The sequence below is a fragment of the Stutzerimonas sp. LR2 genome (genome assembly GCF_055755175.1).
The window spans coordinates 689,355-706,119 of sequence record NZ_JBVTRR010000003.1 but is presented as its reverse complement, the minus strand read 5'-3'; the positions used below and the strand labels follow the sequence as shown (position 1 = coordinate 706,119).

The window sequence follows — 16,765 nt, the reverse complement described above, 5'->3', positions numbered from 1 at the left end:
CTAATCGCGCTGAAAGCCACTGCTGGGAAGGCTAATAACACTAAAGGATTACAAGCTAAATCAAACCTTAGTGCGCTTAACCCCCCTTCGGCGTCTGGGTAGGGTTGACGCACTTCGAACCAACCAGGAGCGCCTCATGACAAAAACAACAAGGCAAGGAATCTTCCAGCCGAAGTCTCTAGCTCTCGCCGTAGCGCTGGGCACTGCCGCCCCGGCCTACGCTGTGAACTTCAATATCGGCGAGATCGAAGGGCAATTCGACTCGTCCATGTCGATCGGCGCCAGCTGGTCAACGACCGATCGCGATATGGATCTGGTCGGCGTTAATAACGGCGGTACCGGCTTCACTCAGACAGGCGATGACGGCCGTCTGAATTTCAAGAAGGGCGAAACCTTCTCCAAGATTTTCAAAGGCGTACACGATCTCGAACTTCGTTATCGCGATAGCGGCGCCTTCGTCCGAGGCAAATACTGGTACGACTTCGAGCTGAAGGATGAAAGCCGACTGTTCAAGGACATCAGCGACAGCAACCGGAAAGAAGCCGCTCAATCTTCCGGCGCGCAAATTCTGGACGCCTTCCTCTATCACAACTACTCGATTGGTGACCTGCCGGGGACCGTTCGCCTTGGCAAACAGGTGGTGAGTTGGGGCGAAAGTACTTTTATCGGTAACAGCATTAACTCGATCAACCCGCTGGACGCCGCAGCGTTCCGTCGTCCAGGCGCCGAGATCAAAGAGGGGCTGATTCCGGTCAATATGTTCTACATCTCGCAGAGCCTGACCGACCGGTTGAGCATGGAGGCGTTCTATCAACTCGAGTGGGATCAGACCGTTGCCGACAACTGTGGCACCTTCTTTGCCGTAGATGTCGTTCAGGATGGTTGTGATACCAACTATCACGTGGCCAGCCCGGCGATTGCGCCGCTGCAGCCTATCGCAGAAGCGTTTGGTCAAGGCTTCGACGTTACGTCCGAAGGTGTGGTCCTGCCTCGCGCCGGCGACCGCGATGCTCGTGATTCGGGGCAGTTCGGTCTTGCATTGCGCTGGTTGGGTGATGCCACCGAGTATGGCGCCTATTTCATGAACTACCACAGCCGTACTCCGAATGTCAGCACGCAGTCGGCTGGCCTCGGAACAGCGGGGGCGCTCGGCAACGGCAATCCGTTGGCCGGTCCGCTCACCGGTATCTTGGGCCAGGTGTGCTCGGCGCTCGGCGGTGCTCCAGCTTGCTTCGCTAACCCGGCCTACACTGCTACCGTCTCCGGTCTGGCGCAGAGCGTAATGCTCGGGAACGGGCGGTACTTCCTTGAGTATCCGGAAGACATCCAGTTGTACGGTCTTAGCTTCTCTACCACGCTACCCACCGGGACCGCTTGGTCTGGCGAGATTAGCTACCGGCCTAACGCACCTGTTCAAATCAATACTCAGGATGTGACTCGCTCGTTGCTGAACCCGATCGCTCCTGGCACATCCCCTGTCGATAGCACATTCGGAGGCTACAACCGGGGTTACAACCGCAAGGAAATCACCCAGCTGCAGACCACATTCACTCACTTTTTCGATCAGGTGTTGGGCGCTGGTCGGGTGACAGTGGTGGGCGAGGTCGGCTACACGCATGTCGGCGGCCTCGAGAGCACCAGCGAGCTGCGCTATGGTCGTGACGCTATCTACGGCACTCCGGATGATCCAGCCGCTTTGGCCCGCTACGGCCGTCACGGCTTCGTAACCGCCAATTCCTGGGGCTACCGCCTGCGCGCCATCGCGGACTACAACAACGTCTTCGCCGGCATCAACCTCAAGCCCAATCTGTCCTTCTCGCACGACGTCGACGGTTACGGTCCCAACGGTCTGTTCAACGAAGGCTCCAAGGCGGTCAGCATTGGTCTGGATGCCGAGTACCAGAATATGTACACCGCCAGCCTGTCCTACACCGATTTCTTCGGCGGCGACTACAACACGCTGGTTGACCGCGACTTCCTCGCGTTCAGCGTGGGCGTGAACTTCTAAGGAGACCAGCCAAGTGTCCGGCCGATGAGGATGATCGGTCGGACATCAGCGACAGGCATGGGCCTCCGGCCTATAACAAGATCAAGAGGAACTGGAATCGTATGAAAACAACAAGAAAACTATTCAGTGTCTTGGCCTTCTCCCTGCTGGCAAGCAGTGTGATGGCTGCCGTCTCCCCTGAAGAAGCCGCCAAGCTCGGCACATCCCTGACGCCATTGGGGGCTGAAAAGGCCGGTAATTCCGATGGCAGCATCCCCGAGTGGACCGGCGGCCTGAAGACCGATGCCGCGCCGCTCAAGAACGGTCACCTGACCAATCCGTTCAAGGACGAGCAACCGAAGTTCGTCATCACCGCGCAGAACGCCGAGCAGTACAAGGACAAGCTGACCGCAGGCCAGTTGGCCATGTTCAAGCGTTACCCGGAAACCTACAAGATTCGCGTGTTCCCCACGCACCGTACCGTCGCTGTGCCGGATGAGATCTACGAGGCCGCGAAGAAAAGCGCAGTCAATACCGAGCTCGTCGAGGGTGGCAACGGCCTCGCCAACTTCACCGATAGTCGCTACTACGCCTTCCCGATTCCGAAGAATGGTCTGGAAGTGGTGTGGAACCACATCACTCGTTACCGCGGCGGTAACGTGCGCCGCAATATCGTTCAGGCAACTCCGCAAACCAACGGTAGCTACACCATGGTTCACTTCGAGGACGAGGTGGCTTTCCCGCTGGGCATGACGGATCTGGACCCGGAGCGCGCCAAGAACGCCTTGCTGTTCTTCAAGCAGCGGGTGACAGCGCCTTCTCGACTGGCTGGTAACGTGCTGCTGGTGCACGACTCGCTGGATCAGGTGAAGGAGCCGCGTCAGGCCTGGATCTACAACGCCGGGCAGCGTCGCGTTCGCCGCGCTCCGCAGGTCGCGTATGACGGCCCGGGTACCGCATCCGACGGTATGCGCACCACCGACAACTTCGACATGTTCAGTGGCGCACCGGATCGCTACGACTGGAAGCTGATCGGCAAGAAGGAGCTGTACATCCCCTACAACAGCTACGAGATCGCCTCCAGTGACCTGAAGTACAAGGACATCATCAAGGCCGGTCACGTAAATCAGGATCTGGCGCGCTACGAGCTTCACCGTGTCTGGGAAATCGAGGCGACTCTCAAGAGCGGCGAGCGGAACATCTATGCCAAGCGTCGCTTCTTCGTCGACGAGGACAGTTGGACCATCGTTCAGTCTGAGCTCTACGACGGCCGTGGACAGCTCTGGCGCGTAGGTGAAGCCCATTCGCTGCAGTACTACCAGCACAAGGTTCCGGCCTACGCATTCGAGGCGCTGTACGACATCATTTCCGGCCGCTATATCGCGATCGGCATGAGCAACGAGGAGAAGCCTCACGAGTATGGCTATCGTGCCTCTGCCCGTGACTTCACGCCGGCCGCCCTGCGTAATGCCGGGGTACGTTGATCGTCTGATATTTGGCTTGTGAATAAGGCGGCCGGATTGGCCGCCTTTTTTTTTGCTTCCAACCAGCGGATGATAATTTCCGATTAAAGAGTTCCAGTGTCAGAACGCTATCGCGCCGGCTGGACCTGCTAGCCAACGTTGCGGCCGCATGCAATGACAGGGATGGCGTTTCGACTGACGGCCGTGATAACCGAGCGTAACGCCTGGCACGCACTGCGCTGTGTTTCAATGGATTGATCAGAACAAGAGAACCGTTGCCATGTCCGTACGCTTCATTCCTGATGCGCTCAGTGCAGAGGCAAGTCCCGCAGGGCAATTCCCGTCCATTCCCCGTCTGCCTCCGCTGCACGTCCGGCGGCCTCGATTGACGCAGGCGCTGCTCGACAGCGACTGCCGGCTGCGTTTGATCTGCGCTCCGGCAGGATTCGGCAAGACCGTGCTGATGAGCGAGTGCGCTCGGCAGGTGCCGGCGGACACGCGGTTGGTCTGGCTGGACCTCGGTGGGCGAGCCTGCACGGTGGAAGCGCTGCATGAGCAACTCGGTACTGCCTTGGCAGAGCCCGCAGGCGGCGGTTCTGAAAACGACTTGCTGGCTTTGCTGCGTCGCATCCGCCAGCCCGTCTGGATCATGCTCGACGACTACCCGCGGGACTCCAGTCCCGAACTCGATGATTGCCTCGATCTGCTGCTGGACATGGGGCCGTCCACGGTCAGCTGGTGGGTCACCAGTCGGCGTCAGCCGGCGTGGAAATTGCCCCGGTTGCTCTTGCAGGGGCACCTGTTCGAACTTGAGGCCGAAGCGCTGGCATTCACGGCCGATGAGCTTGAACAGGTGCTCAAGGTCCATCGATTGGCCCTTTCCCCAGAGAGCTTCCAGCAGCTGCAGCGCGTCCTGGAGGGCTGGCCAGCCGGCGTCTGCCTGATGCTGCTGAACGCCGACGAACACGCCCTGCGCGAGCGGCTGCAGGCCGGCACACCGCTGCTCAGGGATTACGTGCAGCGGGAAGTGATGGCGGGGTTGAGCGACGAGGTGCGGCGCGCGCTGTTGGCCCTGGCGCGCATGCCGCGTTTCTCCGCAGAACTGTGCGATCACGTCCTCGACGGTGTGGGCCGCGAGATCCTCGATGTCCTCAAGACACGCCAGCTCTTCATCAGGCAGATCGACAACTGTGGGGAGTGGTTCAGGTTGTGGAAGCCTCTGGCCCTGATGCTGCAGCGCTCCGCGGAAAATGCGGCGCCGACTCAGGCGCATCTGCGTGCCTGTCAGTGGTTTGCCAGTCGCGGCGAGATGCGCGAAGCAGTGGAGCATGCCTTGTGGGCCGGGCAGCCGGAAGTGGCGGCCAATTACCTGCAGCGGTACGGCCAGGAACAGTTGCTGATCGGCGACAACGTGTCGCGCTTCCTCAAATGGCGAAGCGAGCTACCCCAAGACCTGTTCGCCAGTACTACGCGATTGATCGTGTTACAGGGCTGGGCGCTGATCATTTCGGCGCGACTCGACGAGGTAGATGAGTGCCTGGCCGAGCTCGCCAAGTTCTTCCCTCAGCCCGACGCGCGCCGGCAGGCGCAGCTGCTGGCGCAGTGGCAGGCGCTGCGGGGCTTTCTGGCGCGTCTGCGCGGCGAGCCCGAGGCGCGACAGCACTGCCTGCAGGCGCTGGAAGTGCTCTCCGACCACGCCTGGGCGCAACGCGTCCTCTGTTTGCAGGTTCTGACGCAGCAGGCCATGGCCGAAGGCGAGCTGGAGCTTGCCCAGCACTACAACAGCGAGGGCATGAAGCTCGCACGGCTCAAGGGCAGTGTGCTCTATGAGGTAATGCTCAGCGTCGACCGAATCCAGTTGCTGGAGCTGACCGGCGAGTTCGAGCGGGCAGTCGGGGTGCTTAACGAGGCACTGCAGGCCCTGCGCGAGTCGGTTCGACACAGCCCGTTGATCGGACGGCTGCAGCTGTTGCAGGGCCACCGATTGGCCTATCAGGGGCTCGACGAGCCTGCGCAGGAGGCCTACCAGCAGGGCAAGGCCGAGACCGAAACCTGCGGCGACTCCTACTGTTTCTTCGGCTACGTCGGGCTTGCCGAGCTGGCGGCGCGCAATCAGGAGTTCGCCTGCGCTTATCACTGGCTGCGCGACGCCGAGCGGCTGTCACAGTGGCGCCATGTCCCTGAGGCACGTTTCCGCGGCATCCTGCCGCTGATAAACGGAGTGGCCTGGCTACATCAGGGGGAACTGCGCAAGGCTCGCAGTGCACTCTGCCAGGTGTTGGAACTCTACGAAGGGCGCGGTTATCTGTCGCCGTCCGGCTTCTACGAATTGCTGCCGAGGGTGCGCCGCTATCTGGCTGTGATCGACATCCTGGACGGGCAGCCGGCGAAAGCGATTGCCGCGTTACGTGAACAGATCGAGCAGAACCTCGCTGCGCAGCGCCTCGGGCTTGCGTGCGAGTGCCGTTTCAGCCTGGCCGAGGCCTTGCACGTCGATGGTCAGGCGGTGGATGCGGAGGCCGAGGTGCGCCTGGCGCTGGGAGAGGCGGCTCGGCAGCATCTGGTCAAGCCGCTGTACGAACTGGCGCACCGCCAACCTCAGTGGCTGGCGCGGGTGCTGCCTGCGGTGAAGGGGGAATCGCTGCGGCAGCGTCTGTTGAGATACGAGCGCGAGCCGGAGACTACTCAGGCCGCGACGGAGGAAACCGTTCTCAGCAATCGCGAGCTCACTGTCTTGCGCCTGATTGCTCAGGGCTGTTCGAACCAGGAGATCGCCGAGCAGTTATTCATCTCGCTGCATACGGTCAAGACCCATGCGCGGCGGATCAACACCAAGCTGGGGGTCGCGCGCAGGACTCAGGCGGTGGCCAAGGCCAAGGCGCTTGCCTGGCTCTGATGCCGGGGAACACCGTTGCGCCTGGGTCAGACGCCAGGCGCAACGATACGCTGCGGATACGTTGATCGGCAGCGGGAAGAGAGTTCTTGTTGTTGTTTTGAGGACGATCGGGGGAAACGCGGCAACCTGCAGGCAGTCAGGCTGAAGCCGCTACAGCGGGGCGGGCTGCAAACCTCCGTGAAGTGCGCGTGGCGGCATCTGCTCGCCGCGTTCGATGGCGAGGCTGACCTGCAGGCTGGTGATCAGGCGTTGCAGCTGTTGCTGATCGCGCCACTGCTCCGCACTGATGAAGCGCTTCACCGCGACGCCTTCGGCGCCGGTCAGGGTCAGCAGGATGCTGCCGTCCGGCTTCTCGATGCTGAAGTTGACGTTGTAGCGGGGACGAAACACATCACTGATCTTCTGGAATGGACTCGTCATGCCTAAATACCTGTATAGGGGGTTGCCAGCAATGGACCCGGTAAGGCGATGACAAGTTTCCCGGGCGCAGCGTGTCCTGACTGCTGCAAAACGCCGCAATGCTCCTTAGCGTTACGCCTGGCTGCTCAGCTCGGCCAGCGCTTCCGGGCTGCTCTTGAAGGCCTTGGCGAACAACTCACGGTGCCGCGCCATGAAGATCCCGATATCTTCGGCCTGCTGCTCACTCAACGAGGGCGATGCCTGTTGCAGTACGGCCGCTAGCGCCTCGGCCAGCTCAAGCATTTTGTCGTGACGATCGGCTTCGGCTTTATCCATGAACAAACGCTCCAGGTCCCGACTGCTGCGGTACACCACTTCGACGGCCATTTACCACCTCGGTCATTGGCAGATTGATACTGTTTATTTGTACAGGATAAGCGGGCGCGGCGAAGATTGGTAGCGTGCCGTTGTGTCAGTGAGCGAAATGCCCTTGCAGCCGCTCGGCGTGAAACTCCAGAGTCGCGGCGCGATATCCGCTACGCAGCAGCGGCAGCGGGAGGCAGGACTCCCAGCGCGCGCCCGGTTGCAGATCGCCGGGCCCTTGGTAGGCGGGAGCGTCATAGGCACGGCGCGCAAGGTTGGTGCGTGAGCCCGGGGCATAGGCGGCCACCTCCCATTGCAGACTCTGCAGTTTCCTGTCCGTGTGGTTGACCAGTTGCACATGCAGCGGCTGAGCGCCCGGGCAGCGCTGCGGGTCGTGGGTTAGCCGGATCTCGAGGCGCGACAGCAGCTGCTCCTCACGATGTTCCTGCCAGAGCACCCAGCCGGCGACAAGCGCCAGACCGAGCACGGCCCCCAGCGAGATCGGCACCGCTCTCAGCGGGTAGCGGACCAGCAGTACCAGCCAGGTGAGGATGAGCAGGGCGCCGATTAGCATGAGCGCGCCCCTGCGGACAAACGGCTAAGCGACATGGAAGACCTCCGCATTGACCGGCTCATGCTAACCCGTGCCGGGCGAGGCTGCGCAAGGATGGGGCGCGCATTTGTAGCAGGATGTCAGTCGCTGGTTTTGCCTCGGCTGGCCAGGCGCTCGAGTGCGGCTCGTAGAGCCGGATCACGAATGCCCTGGGCGGCCGCCTGAATGCTGTCCGCGGCGTTGCTCGACAGCGGCGGTGTAGCGGCAGGCTGGTGCCTCGGTGGCGGCGGTGGCTGTACCTTGAACTGGATACGAAGCAGTCCGGCGAACTCTTCCATGGCTTCCAGCTGGCGTTGCAGACGGCGCTGCTGGTAACGCAAGCGTGTGGCCCAGTGGCCATCGGTGACGATCAGCAACAGACAGCCCTCACGCCAGGAGGCCACGCGGCAATGCTCACGCGCAGCAGGCTGCAGCTGGCTCTCCAGCAACCGCTGCAGACGCTCGAGTCGCAGCGCCTCCCCGAACAAGGCTCTGAGCGGCTTTGCTTCGCGCAACAGTGAGGCGGGTGCGCGGGCCGGTGATGGGCGAAAGGCCATGATGGTCGGAAGATCCGTGGTGACGGCATTCATGGTAACAGAAGGCCGCACGGCCGAAGCCGGCCAGTACGGGAGGCGTGTGGTTGAAATGAGGCGTCACGAGCCCCATGTTGAGCGGCGAACGGTCGCCTGCCAGCGCCATTGGCGGGTCGCCGTGCTGCGCAGTCAGGCACCTTTCCTCAGTGCCGTTTCCGAGTAGAATGGCCCCTTTGCACGTTGCCGTGACCCCACGGACGTGCCTCCATCCCCAGCATGGAAGTCTTTGTCGATATGTTTGCGCCTTTATTGAAGAAACTCTTTGGAAGCAAGAATGAGCGTGAAGTCAAACGCATGCTCAAGGCGGTGCAAGCCGTCAATGCACTCGAAGAGCAGATGCTGTCGCTCTCCGACGAGCAACTGCGCAGCAAGACCGAAGAGTTCAAGGCCCGTCTCGAGAAAGGCGAAACCCTCGACCAGATCCTCCCCGAAGCATTCGCCGTCTGCCGTGAAGCCGGCAAGCGCGTCATGGGCATGCGCCACTTCGACGTGCAGCTGATTGGCGGCATGACCCTGCACGAAGGGCGTATCGCCGAAATGCGCACCGGTGAAGGCAAGACGCTGGTGGCAACCCTGGCGGTGTACCTCAACGCACTGGCCGGCAAGGGTGTACACGTGGTCACCGTCAACGACTACCTGGCCCGCCGCGACGCCAACTGGATGCGTCCGCTGTATGAGTTCCTCGGCCTCACCGTCGGTATCGTCACGCCGTTCCAGCCGCCGGAAGAAAAGCGCGCCGCCTATGCCGCCGATATCACCTACGGCACCAACAACGAGTTCGGCTTCGACTACCTGCGCGACAACATGGCGTTCAGCCTCCAGGAAAAGAACCAGCGCGAACTCAACTTCGCGGTCATCGACGAAGTCGACTCCATCCTGATCGACGAAGCACGTACCCCGCTGATCATCTCTGGCCAGGCCGAAGACAGCTCCAAGCTCTATCAGCAGATCAACCAGCTGATTCCTCGCCTCAAGCAGCACATCGAGGAAGAAGAAGGCGTCGTCACCCAGGAAGGGCACTTCAGCATCGACGAGAAGACCCGTCAGGTCGAACTGAACGAGCAAGGCCATCAGTATATCGAAGAGCTGCTCACCGCAGCTGGCCTGCTGGCCGAAGGCGAGAGCCTCTACTCGGCGCACAATCTCGGCCTGCTGACACACGTGTACGCCGGGCTGCGTGCCCACAAGCTGTTCCACCGCAACGTCGAATATATCGTGCAGAACAACCAGGTGCTGCTGATCGACGAGCACACCGGCCGGACCATGCCCGGGCGCCGGCTCTCGGAAGGGCTGCACCAGGCCATCGAGGCCAAGGAAGGGCTGCAGATCCAGCCGGAAAGCCAGACCCTCGCTTCCACCACCTTCCAGAACTACTTCCGCCTGTACAAGAAACTCGCCGGCATGACCGGCACGGCCGATACCGAAGCCTTCGAATTCCAGCAGATCTACAACCTGCCCGTGGTGGTCATCCCGACCAACAAGCCGCTGGCGCGCAAGGACTTCAATGACCTGGTCTACCTGACCCAGGAAGAGAAGTTCGCCGCGATCATCGCCGATATCAAGGAATGCCGCGAACAGGGCCGCCCCGTGCTGGTCGGCACCGCGACCATCGAGACGTCCGAGTACGTGTCGCGTCTGCTGGAGAAGGAAGGCATCGAACACAAGGTGCTCAACGCCAAGCACCATGACAAGGAAGCCGAAATCATCGCCCAGGCCGGTCGCCCGGGTGCGGTGACCATCGCCACCAACATGGCGGGTCGTGGTACCGACATCCTGCTCGGTGGCAACTGGGAAGTGGAAGTCGCGGCACTGGAGAATCCGACCGAAGAGCAGGTTGCGCAGATCAAGGCCGACTGGCAGAAGCGCCACCAACAGGTGCTGGAGGCGGGCGGTCTGCACGTGATCGCATCCGAGCGTCACGAGTCGCGTCGTATCGACAACCAGCTGCGTGGCCGGGCCGGACGCCAGGGGGACCCAGGCTCCAGCCGTTTCTACCTGTCGCTGGAAGACAGCCTGATGCGCATCTTCGCCTCCGACCGGGTGAAGAACTTCATGAAGGCGCTGGGTATGGAGTCCGGCGAGGCCATCGAGCACCGCATGGTCACCAATGCCATCGAGAAGGCGCAGCGCAAGGTCGAAGGCCGCAACTTCGACATGCGCAAGCAGCTGCTCGAATACGACGACGTGGCCAACGAGCAGCGCAAGGTGATCTACCACATGCGCAACAGCCTGCTGGCGGCAGACGAAATCGGCCAGACCATCGCCGAGTTCCGCCAGGAGGTGCTGGACGCCTCCATCAGCGCGCATATCCCGCCGCAGTCGCTGCCCGAGCAGTGGGACATTCCCGGTCTGGAAGCGGTGCTCTACAGCGATTTCGGCGCGCGCCTGCCGATTCAGCAGTGGCTCGACGAGGACGAGAAGCTCTACGAAGAGACCCTGCGCGAGAAAATCATGCAGGCGCTGCTGGCGGACTACCAGGAGAAGGAAGAGCTGGCCGGCTCCGAGGCGCTGCGCACCTTCGAGAAGCAGATCGTGCTGCGCGTGCTGGACGACCTGTGGAAAGAACATCTGTCGACCATGGACCATCTGCGCCACGGCATTCACCTGCGCGGTTATGCGCAGAAGAACCCGAAGCAGGAATACAAGCGCGAGTCCTTCGCACTGTTCCAGGACCTGCTGGAATCCATCAAGCGCGACAGCATCCGCGTGCTTTCCCACGTGCAGGTTCGCCGCGAAGACCCGGCCGAAGAAGAGGCCCGTCTGCGCCGCGAGGCCGAGGAGCTGGCCAAGCGCATGCAGTTCCAGCACGCCGAGGTGTCCGCGCTGGATCAGCCCGAAGAACAGCCCGAGGTGGCCGGCCAGCCCGACGTCGCGGTGGCGCCGGTGCGCACCGAGCCGAAGATCGGTCGCAACGAGCCTTGCCCATGTGGCTCGGGCAAGAAGTACAAGCATTGCCACGGACAGGTCCAGTAGGCCCGACCTTGTCCCGTTGATCCACGCCGCGACCGGCCTGTGCCGCTCGCGGCGTTTTTCTCCCCGTCACCTGGCCTGTTGGCCACCACTGTCTTGAAGGAGCCCTCCATGGCTGTCGGTCTTGGTCCTTTACCTACACTGCATCCGGTTCCCGGCTTCGAGCTGGGCATCGCCTCCGCCGGCATCAAGCGCCCGGGCCGCAAGGACGTGGTGGTGATGCGCTGCGCCGAAGGTTCGCGAGTGGCTGGAGTGACCACCACCAACGCGTTCTGTGCCGCGCCGGTACTGATCACCCGCGAACGCATGCACGGTCCGGTGCGCTACCTGCTGACCAACACCGGTAACGCCAACGCCGGCACCGGGCCTCAGGGGCTGGCCGACGCCCGTCGCACCTGCGCCGCGCTGGCAGCGCTGACCGGCGTTGACGAGACTGCCGTGCTGCCGTTTTCCACCGGTGTGATCGGCGAACCGCTGCCGGTGCAGAAGATCGAGTCGGCATTGCAGGCCGCGCTCGACGACCTCTCGCCCGATCATTGGGCCGAGGCCGCGACCGGCATCATGACCACCGACACCCTGCCCAAGGGCGCCAGCCGACAGTTCCAGCACGACGGCGTCACTGTCACCATTACCGGTATCAGCAAAGGCGCCGGGATGATCCGGCCGAACATGGCCACCATGCTCGGCTACATCGCCACCGACGCCAAGGTGGCCGGCAACGTGCTGCAGGATCTGGTGCGCGATGCGGCGAACAAGTCTTTCAATCGCATCACTATCGATGGCGATACCTCGACCAACGACTGCTGCATGCTGATCGCCACCGGCCAGGCTGCATTGCCGGAGATCACATCCGCCGCCGGCGAGCTGTTCGGCAAGCTCAAGCAGGCGGTTCTCGAGGTGTTCATGGAAGTGGCCCAGGCCATCGTCCGCGATGGCGAGGGGGCGACCAAGTTCGTCACCGTGCAGGTCAACGGGGGCGGCAATCATCAGGAATGCCTGGACGTCGCCTACGCCGTGGCCCATTCGCCGCTGATCAAGACTGCACTGTTCGCCTCCGACCCGAACTGGGGCCGCATCCTCGCCGCCGTGGGGTATGCCGGTGTGCCGGATCTGGATGTGAGCAAGATCGATGTCTTCCTCGGCGAGGTCTGCATCGCCAGCCAGGGTGGCCGCTCGCCCAGCTATACCGAAGAGCAGGGCGCCGCGGTAATGGCCCGTGAGGAGATCAGCATTCGCATCGAGTTGGGCCGCGGCAGCTGCAGCGAGACCATCTGGACCACCGACCTGTCCCACGAGTACGTGAAGATCAACGCCGAATACCGGACCTGATCGTCTCGCCCCTCGCTATTCCCGTTGCGCATGGGCCCATGTGCAGCGGGAATTGCCTTCTCCACGCGTTGAGCTTTAACGTCCGCTGACTTCCTCTGTCGACGTGAGGCGCATCGATCATGGCTTTGCAACTGGTTATTGGCGACCGCAACTACTCGTCCTGGTCGCTGCGGGCTGCCCTGGTTCTGGAACTGTCCGGCCAGGCGTTTTCGGATATCCCCGTAGCGCTCTATCGACCCGAGAGTCGGGCGCGCCTGCTCAGCTACTCGCCAACCGGCAAGGTGCCGGTGCTGCTGACCGACGAGGGCCCGGTATGGGACTCGCTGGCCATTGCCGAGTACCTCGCCGAGGTTGCGCCCAAGGCGCAGCTGTGGCCACAAGAGCGTTATGCACGAGCGCTGGCGCGCAGCATCTGTGCCGAGATGCACAGCGGCTTTCAGGCGCTGCGCAGCCACCTGCCGATGGATATGGCGCGTGATCAGGCACTGGCGCAGTTGCCTGAAGCGGTGCAGGAGGACATCGATCGGATCTGCGCGATCTGGGCCGACTGCCGCGGGCGCTTCGGCCACGGCGGAGCTTTCCTGTTCGGTCAGCCAGGCGTCGCCGATGCCTTCTACGCGCCGGTGGCGTCGCGCCTGCGCAGCTATCGGGTTGAGCTGCCACCCGTCGCGACGGCTTATGTCGAGACGATCCACCAATGGCCAGCCTTTCAGCGCTGGCGCGAACGAGCCGTGCAGGAAGTGATGAAGTGAAGCGTATCCATGTTGCTGCGGCCGTCATCCGCGGGCCGGAATCGAGCGTGTTGATCGCCAAACGCCCACTCGACAAGCATCAGGGCGGTCTGTGGGAATTTCCGGGCGGCAAGGTCGAGGACGGTGAAGGCGTGGAATCGGCGCTGGCCCGTGAGCTGCAGGAGGAGTTGGGCATCGAGGTGACCCAGGCCCAACCGTTGATACAGGTACGCCACGACTATCCGGACAAGCAGGTCCTGCTGGATGTCTGGGAAGTGCTGGCGTTCGCCGGCGAGCCGCACGGTGCCGAGGGTCAGCCGCTGGCCTGGGTCGCCCCGGAGGAGCTTGTCGACTACAGTTTTCCCGCCGCCAATCAGCCGATCGTGACCGCAGCCCGTCTCCCGCAGCATTATCTGATCACCCCCGACGGCCTTGCCGTGCCGCGTTTGCTCGAAGGAATTGCGCGGGCGCTGGATGCAGGCATTCGGCTCATCCAGTTGCGTGCGCCGTCCCTCCCGCCTGCGGACTATCGGGCGCTTGCCGAGCGTGTGCTGGCCCTGTGCGCGGGACGTGCCCAACTGATGCTCAAGGGCCCACTGGAGTGGGTCGAGGACTTTCCCGGTGCGGGTTGGCACCTCACTGCTGAACAGCTGCGGCGGGCCGGAGACGGGCGGCCGGTGCAAGCGCAGCGATGGCTGGCAGCGTCCTGTCATGGGGCAGAAGAGCTGGCACTGGCAGCTGCATTGGAGGTAGATTTCGTCACCTTGTCGCCCGTGCAGAGCACGGCGACTCATCCCGGCGCGCCTACTCTGGGCTGGCAGGTTGCAGCGGACTTGCTGTCAAGCTTCGATCGGCCGGTTTTCCTGCTCGGTGGGCTACAGGCAGGCGATATGGGACGGGCTCGGCAGATAGGCGCGCAAGGCATTGCGGCCATCCGCGCGTTCTGGCCGGATTGAACCGCGGAGCCAATCGCGGGTCACTGCCGATGCCGCCTGAAAGACTGCAACTGAAATGTTTCATTGATAGTGAAAAGCAATGAAGGCTATTCCCTTAATCAATTAACAGTATGCTGTCGGGTGCGCTATCGTAGGCGCCGTCAAAGTTTTTGAATTCCTTTTCCAAAACCCCGAGGAGTTAGCATGTCGTTGATCAACACTCAGGTTCAGCCGTTTAAAGTCAATGCCTTCCACAATGGCAAGTTCATCGAAGTCACCGAAGAGTCCCTGAAGGGCAAGTGGTCCGTGCTGATCTTCATGCCGGCTGCCTTCACCTTCAACTGCCCGACCGAAATCGAAGACGCTGCCAACAGCTACGCCGAGTTCCAGAAGGCCGAGACCGAGGTGTACATCGTCACTACCGACACCCACTTCTCGCACAAGGTCTGGCACGAAACTTCGCCGGCCGTTGGCAAGGCTCAGTTCCCGCTGATCGGTGACCCGACTCACCAACTGACCCGCGCTTTTGGCGTGCACATCGAGGAAGAAGGCCTGGCTCTGCGCGGCACCTTCTTGATCAACCCGGAAGGCGTGATCAAGACCGTCGAGATCCACTCCAACGAGATCGCTCGTGACGTGTCCGAGACCCTGCGCAAGCTGAAAGCTGCTCAGTACACCGCCGCTCACCCGGGTGAAGTCTGCCCGGCCAAGTGGAAAGAAGGCGAGAAGACCCTGGCTCCGTCGCTGGACCTGGTCGGCAAGATCTAACGTCTATCTGCCTTGCTTGCCTGTCGAGGGAGCTGCTGTTCGCTCCTTCGACCCGACGCCTGGACGCGAACCGTCCGGGCGTTTTATTTCCTGAATTCCGAACGGGGTACCGCTGCTCATGTTGGACACCAATCTCAAGACCCAGTTGAAAGCCTACCTGGAGAAGGTCACCCAGCCCTTCGAGATCGTCGCGTCCCTCGATGACGGCGAGAAATCCCGGGAGCTGCTGAGCCTGCTGCAGGACATCGCCGGCCTCAGCGACAAGATCACCTTGAAGACCGACGGTGACGATGCGCGCAAGCCGTCGTTCTCGCTCAACCGCATCGGCGGCAACATCAGCCTGCGTTTCGCCGGCATCCCCATGGGCCACGAATTCACCTCGCTGGTGCTGGCCCTGCTGCAGGTCGGCGGGCACCCGTCGAAGACCGCGCCGGAAGTCATTGAGCAGATCAAGGCGCTCGACGGCGACTACCGCTTCGAAACCTACTTCTCGCTGTCCTGCCAGAACTGCCCGGACGTGGTCCAGGCGCTGAACCTGATGGCCGTGCTCAACCCGAACGTCAAGCACGTGGCCATCGACGGCGCGCTGTTCCAGGACGAAGTCGAAGCGCGGCAGATCATGTCGGTGCCGAGCATCTACCTCAACGGCGAGCTGTTCACCCAGGGCCGCATGAGCGAGGAAGAGATCCTCGCCAAGCTCGACACCGGTTCCAGCGCCCGTGATGCCGAGAAGCTCAAGGCCAAGGACGCCTTCGACGTGCTGGTGGTCGGCGGCGGCCCGGCCGGCGCCGCAGCGGCCATCTACGCCGCGCGCAAGGGCATCCGCACCGGCGTCGCGGCCGAGCGCTTCGGCGGTCAGGTGCTGGACACCATGGCCATCGAGAACTTCATCTCGGTGAAGGAAACCGAAGGCCCGAAACTGGCCCGCGCGCTGGAAGAGCACGTGCGCGAGTACGAGGTCGACATCATGAATCTGCAGCGCGCCAGCCAGCTGATCCCGGCCGGCGAAGACGGCTTGCATCGCGTCCGGTTCGACAATGGCGGCGAGCTCAAGGCCAAGACCCTGATCCTCGCCACTGGCGCGCGCTGGCGCGAAATGAACGTGCCGGGCGAGCAGGAATACCGCGGCCGTGGCGTCGCCTACTGCCCGCACTGCGACGGCCCGCTGTTCAAGGGCAAGCGCGTGGCGGTGATCGGCGGTGGCAACTCTGGCGTGGAAGCGGCCATCGACCTGGCCGGCATCGTCGCCCACGTGACCCTGCTGGAATTCGGCGAAGACCTGCGTGCCGACGCCGTGCTGCAGCGCAAGCTCAACAGCCTGCCCAACGTCCGCGTGCTGAAGATGGCGCAGACCACCGAGGTCAAGGGCGACGGCCAGAAGGTCACGGGCCTGGTCTACAAGGACCGCACCAACGACGAGGTGCACAGCGTCGAGCTGGAAGGCATCTTCGTGCAGATCGGCCTGCTGCCCAACAGCGAATGGCTCAAGGGCACCCTGGAGCTGTCGCGTTTCGGCGAGATCATCGTCGACGCCAAGGGCCAGACCAGCATCCCCGGTGTGTTCGCCGCCGGTGACGTGACCACGGTGCCGTACAAGCAGATCGTGATCGCCGTCGGCGAAGGCGCCAAGGCCTCGCTGAGTGCCTTCGATCACCTGATCCGCACCTCCGCGCCGGCCTGATCGGGCTCGGCAAACAAAAAGGGGGGCAACCGAGAGGTTGCTCCCCTTTTTCGTGGGC

13 protein-coding genes are annotated in these 16,765 nt (G+C 62.5%); 9 read left to right on the top strand and 4 right to left on the bottom strand.

Annotated elements, in window-relative coordinates; translation table 11 throughout:
• Positions 1–136 precede the first annotated feature (136 nt).
• The 3 genes from ACVRRC_RS14185 (at position 137) to ACVRRC_RS14175 (ending at position 6,346) form a co-directional block, all read left to right on the top strand.
• On the top strand, positions 137–2,008 hold the full coding sequence (locus ACVRRC_RS14185; protein ID WP_019406786.1) for a DUF1302 domain-containing protein: 1,872 nt from the start codon (positions 137–139) through the stop codon (positions 2,006–2,008).
• Positions 2,009–2,109: 101 nt separating this feature from the next.
• Complete coding sequence (locus ACVRRC_RS14180) at positions 2,110–3,471, top strand: DUF1329 domain-containing protein (RefSeq protein ID WP_014597496.1); 1,362 nt, start codon at positions 2,110–2,112, stop codon at positions 3,469–3,471.
• 259 nt (positions 3,472–3,730) lie between these two features.
• Positions 3,731–6,346, top strand: a complete 2,616-nt coding sequence (locus ACVRRC_RS14175) for a LuxR C-terminal-related transcriptional regulator (RefSeq protein ID WP_472997139.1) — start codon at positions 3,731–3,733, stop codon at positions 6,344–6,346.
• 150 nt (positions 6,347–6,496) lie between these two features.
• On the opposite strand, the gene ACVRRC_RS14170 is transcribed toward ACVRRC_RS14175, so the two are convergent.
• From ACVRRC_RS14170 to ACVRRC_RS14155, 4 genes are all read right to left on the bottom strand, one after another.
• Positions 6,497–6,766, bottom strand: coding sequence for a DUF3509 domain-containing protein (locus ACVRRC_RS14170; protein ID WP_014597494.1), 270 nt, complete (start codon positions 6,764–6,766; stop codon positions 6,497–6,499).
• A 111-nt stretch (positions 6,767–6,877) separates the two neighbouring features.
• A complete protein-coding gene (locus ACVRRC_RS14165; protein WP_014597493.1) occupies positions 6,878–7,132 on the bottom strand; it encodes a YebG family protein in 255 nt (84 codons plus the stop codon).
• An 85-nt stretch (positions 7,133–7,217) separates the two neighbouring features.
• The gene (locus ACVRRC_RS14160) at positions 7,218–7,682 is read right to left on the bottom strand and encodes a hypothetical protein (protein WP_020308393.1); all 465 of its coding nucleotides are present in this window, start codon (positions 7,680–7,682) and stop codon (positions 7,218–7,220) included.
• Positions 7,683–7,801: 119 nt separating this feature from the next.
• Positions 7,802–8,257 carry a DciA family protein gene (locus tag ACVRRC_RS14155; protein ID WP_014597491.1) on the bottom strand — a complete coding sequence of 152 codons (456 nt, stop codon included), beginning with the start codon at positions 8,255–8,257 and terminating at the stop codon, positions 7,802–7,804.
• Between the two features lie 270 nt (positions 8,258–8,527).
• Between ACVRRC_RS14155 and secA the strand changes: the two genes are divergently transcribed.
• The 6 genes from secA (at position 8,528) to ahpF (ending at position 16,707) form a co-directional block, all read left to right on the top strand.
• Positions 8,528–11,266, top strand: a complete 2,739-nt coding sequence (gene secA, locus ACVRRC_RS14150; RefSeq protein ID WP_472997138.1) for a preprotein translocase subunit SecA — start codon at positions 8,528–8,530, stop codon at positions 11,264–11,266.
• A gap of 108 nt (positions 11,267–11,374) precedes the next feature.
• Positions 11,375–12,592, top strand: a complete 1,218-nt coding sequence (gene argJ, locus ACVRRC_RS14145; protein ID WP_472997137.1) for a bifunctional glutamate N-acetyltransferase/amino-acid acetyltransferase ArgJ — start codon at positions 11,375–11,377, stop codon at positions 12,590–12,592.
• Between the two features lie 119 nt (positions 12,593–12,711).
• Positions 12,712–13,344 carry a glutathione S-transferase family protein gene (locus ACVRRC_RS14140; protein WP_221292564.1) on the top strand — a complete coding sequence of 211 codons (633 nt, stop codon included), beginning with the start codon at positions 12,712–12,714 and terminating at the stop codon, positions 13,342–13,344.
• Complete coding sequence (locus ACVRRC_RS14135) at positions 13,341–14,279, top strand: Nudix family hydrolase (protein WP_472997136.1); 939 nt, start codon at positions 13,341–13,343, stop codon at positions 14,277–14,279. Before ACVRRC_RS14140 ends, ACVRRC_RS14135 begins: the two co-directional genes overlap by 4 nt.
• A gap of 183 nt (positions 14,280–14,462) precedes the next feature.
• Positions 14,463–15,026 (top strand): alkyl hydroperoxide reductase subunit C, encoded by a 564-nt coding sequence (gene ahpC, locus ACVRRC_RS14130; protein ID WP_013983746.1) that lies wholly within the window; start codon positions 14,463–14,465, stop codon positions 15,024–15,026.
• A 118-nt stretch (positions 15,027–15,144) separates the two neighbouring features.
• Positions 15,145–16,707: an alkyl hydroperoxide reductase subunit F gene (ahpF, locus tag ACVRRC_RS14125; RefSeq protein WP_068506229.1), complete on the top strand. Its 1,563-nt coding sequence runs from the start codon at positions 15,145–15,147 to the stop codon at positions 16,705–16,707.
• Positions 16,708–16,765: the final 58 nt, after the last annotated feature.

Bases quoted from the DNA above. Each gene is read 5' to 3' on its own strand.
- ahpF (WP_068506229.1), top strand. From the start codon at position 15,145: ATGTTGGACACCAATCTCAAGACCCAGTTGAAAGCCTACCTGGAGAAG.
- ACVRRC_RS14180 (WP_014597496.1), top strand. From the start codon at position 2,110: ATGAAAACAACAAGAAAACTATTCAGTGTCTTGGCCTTCTCCCTGCTG.
- argJ (WP_472997137.1), top strand. From the start codon at position 11,375: ATGGCTGTCGGTCTTGGTCCTTTACCTACACTGCATCCGGTTCCCGGC.
- secA (WP_472997138.1), top strand. From the start codon at position 8,528: ATGTTTGCGCCTTTATTGAAGAAACTCTTTGGAAGCAAGAATGAGCGT.
- ACVRRC_RS14175 (WP_472997139.1), top strand. From the start codon at position 3,731: ATGTCCGTACGCTTCATTCCTGATGCGCTCAGTGCAGAGGCAAGTCCC.
- ACVRRC_RS14160 (WP_020308393.1), bottom strand. From the start codon at position 7,682: ATGCTAATCGGCGCCCTGCTCATCCTCACCTGGCTGGTACTGCTGGTC.
- ACVRRC_RS14185 (WP_019406786.1), top strand. From the start codon at position 137: ATGACAAAAACAACAAGGCAAGGAATCTTCCAGCCGAAGTCTCTAGCT.
- ACVRRC_RS14170 (WP_014597494.1), bottom strand. From the start codon at position 6,766: ATGACGAGTCCATTCCAGAAGATCAGTGATGTGTTTCGTCCCCGCTAC.
- ahpC (WP_013983746.1), top strand. From the start codon at position 14,463: ATGTCGTTGATCAACACTCAGGTTCAGCCGTTTAAAGTCAATGCCTTC.
- ACVRRC_RS14140 (WP_221292564.1), top strand. From the start codon at position 12,712: ATGGCTTTGCAACTGGTTATTGGCGACCGCAACTACTCGTCCTGGTCG.
- ACVRRC_RS14165 (WP_014597493.1), bottom strand. From the start codon at position 7,132: ATGGCCGTCGAAGTGGTGTACCGCAGCAGTCGGGACCTGGAGCGTTTG.
- ACVRRC_RS14155 (WP_014597491.1), bottom strand. From the start codon at position 8,257: ATGGCCTTTCGCCCATCACCGGCCCGCGCACCCGCCTCACTGTTGCGC.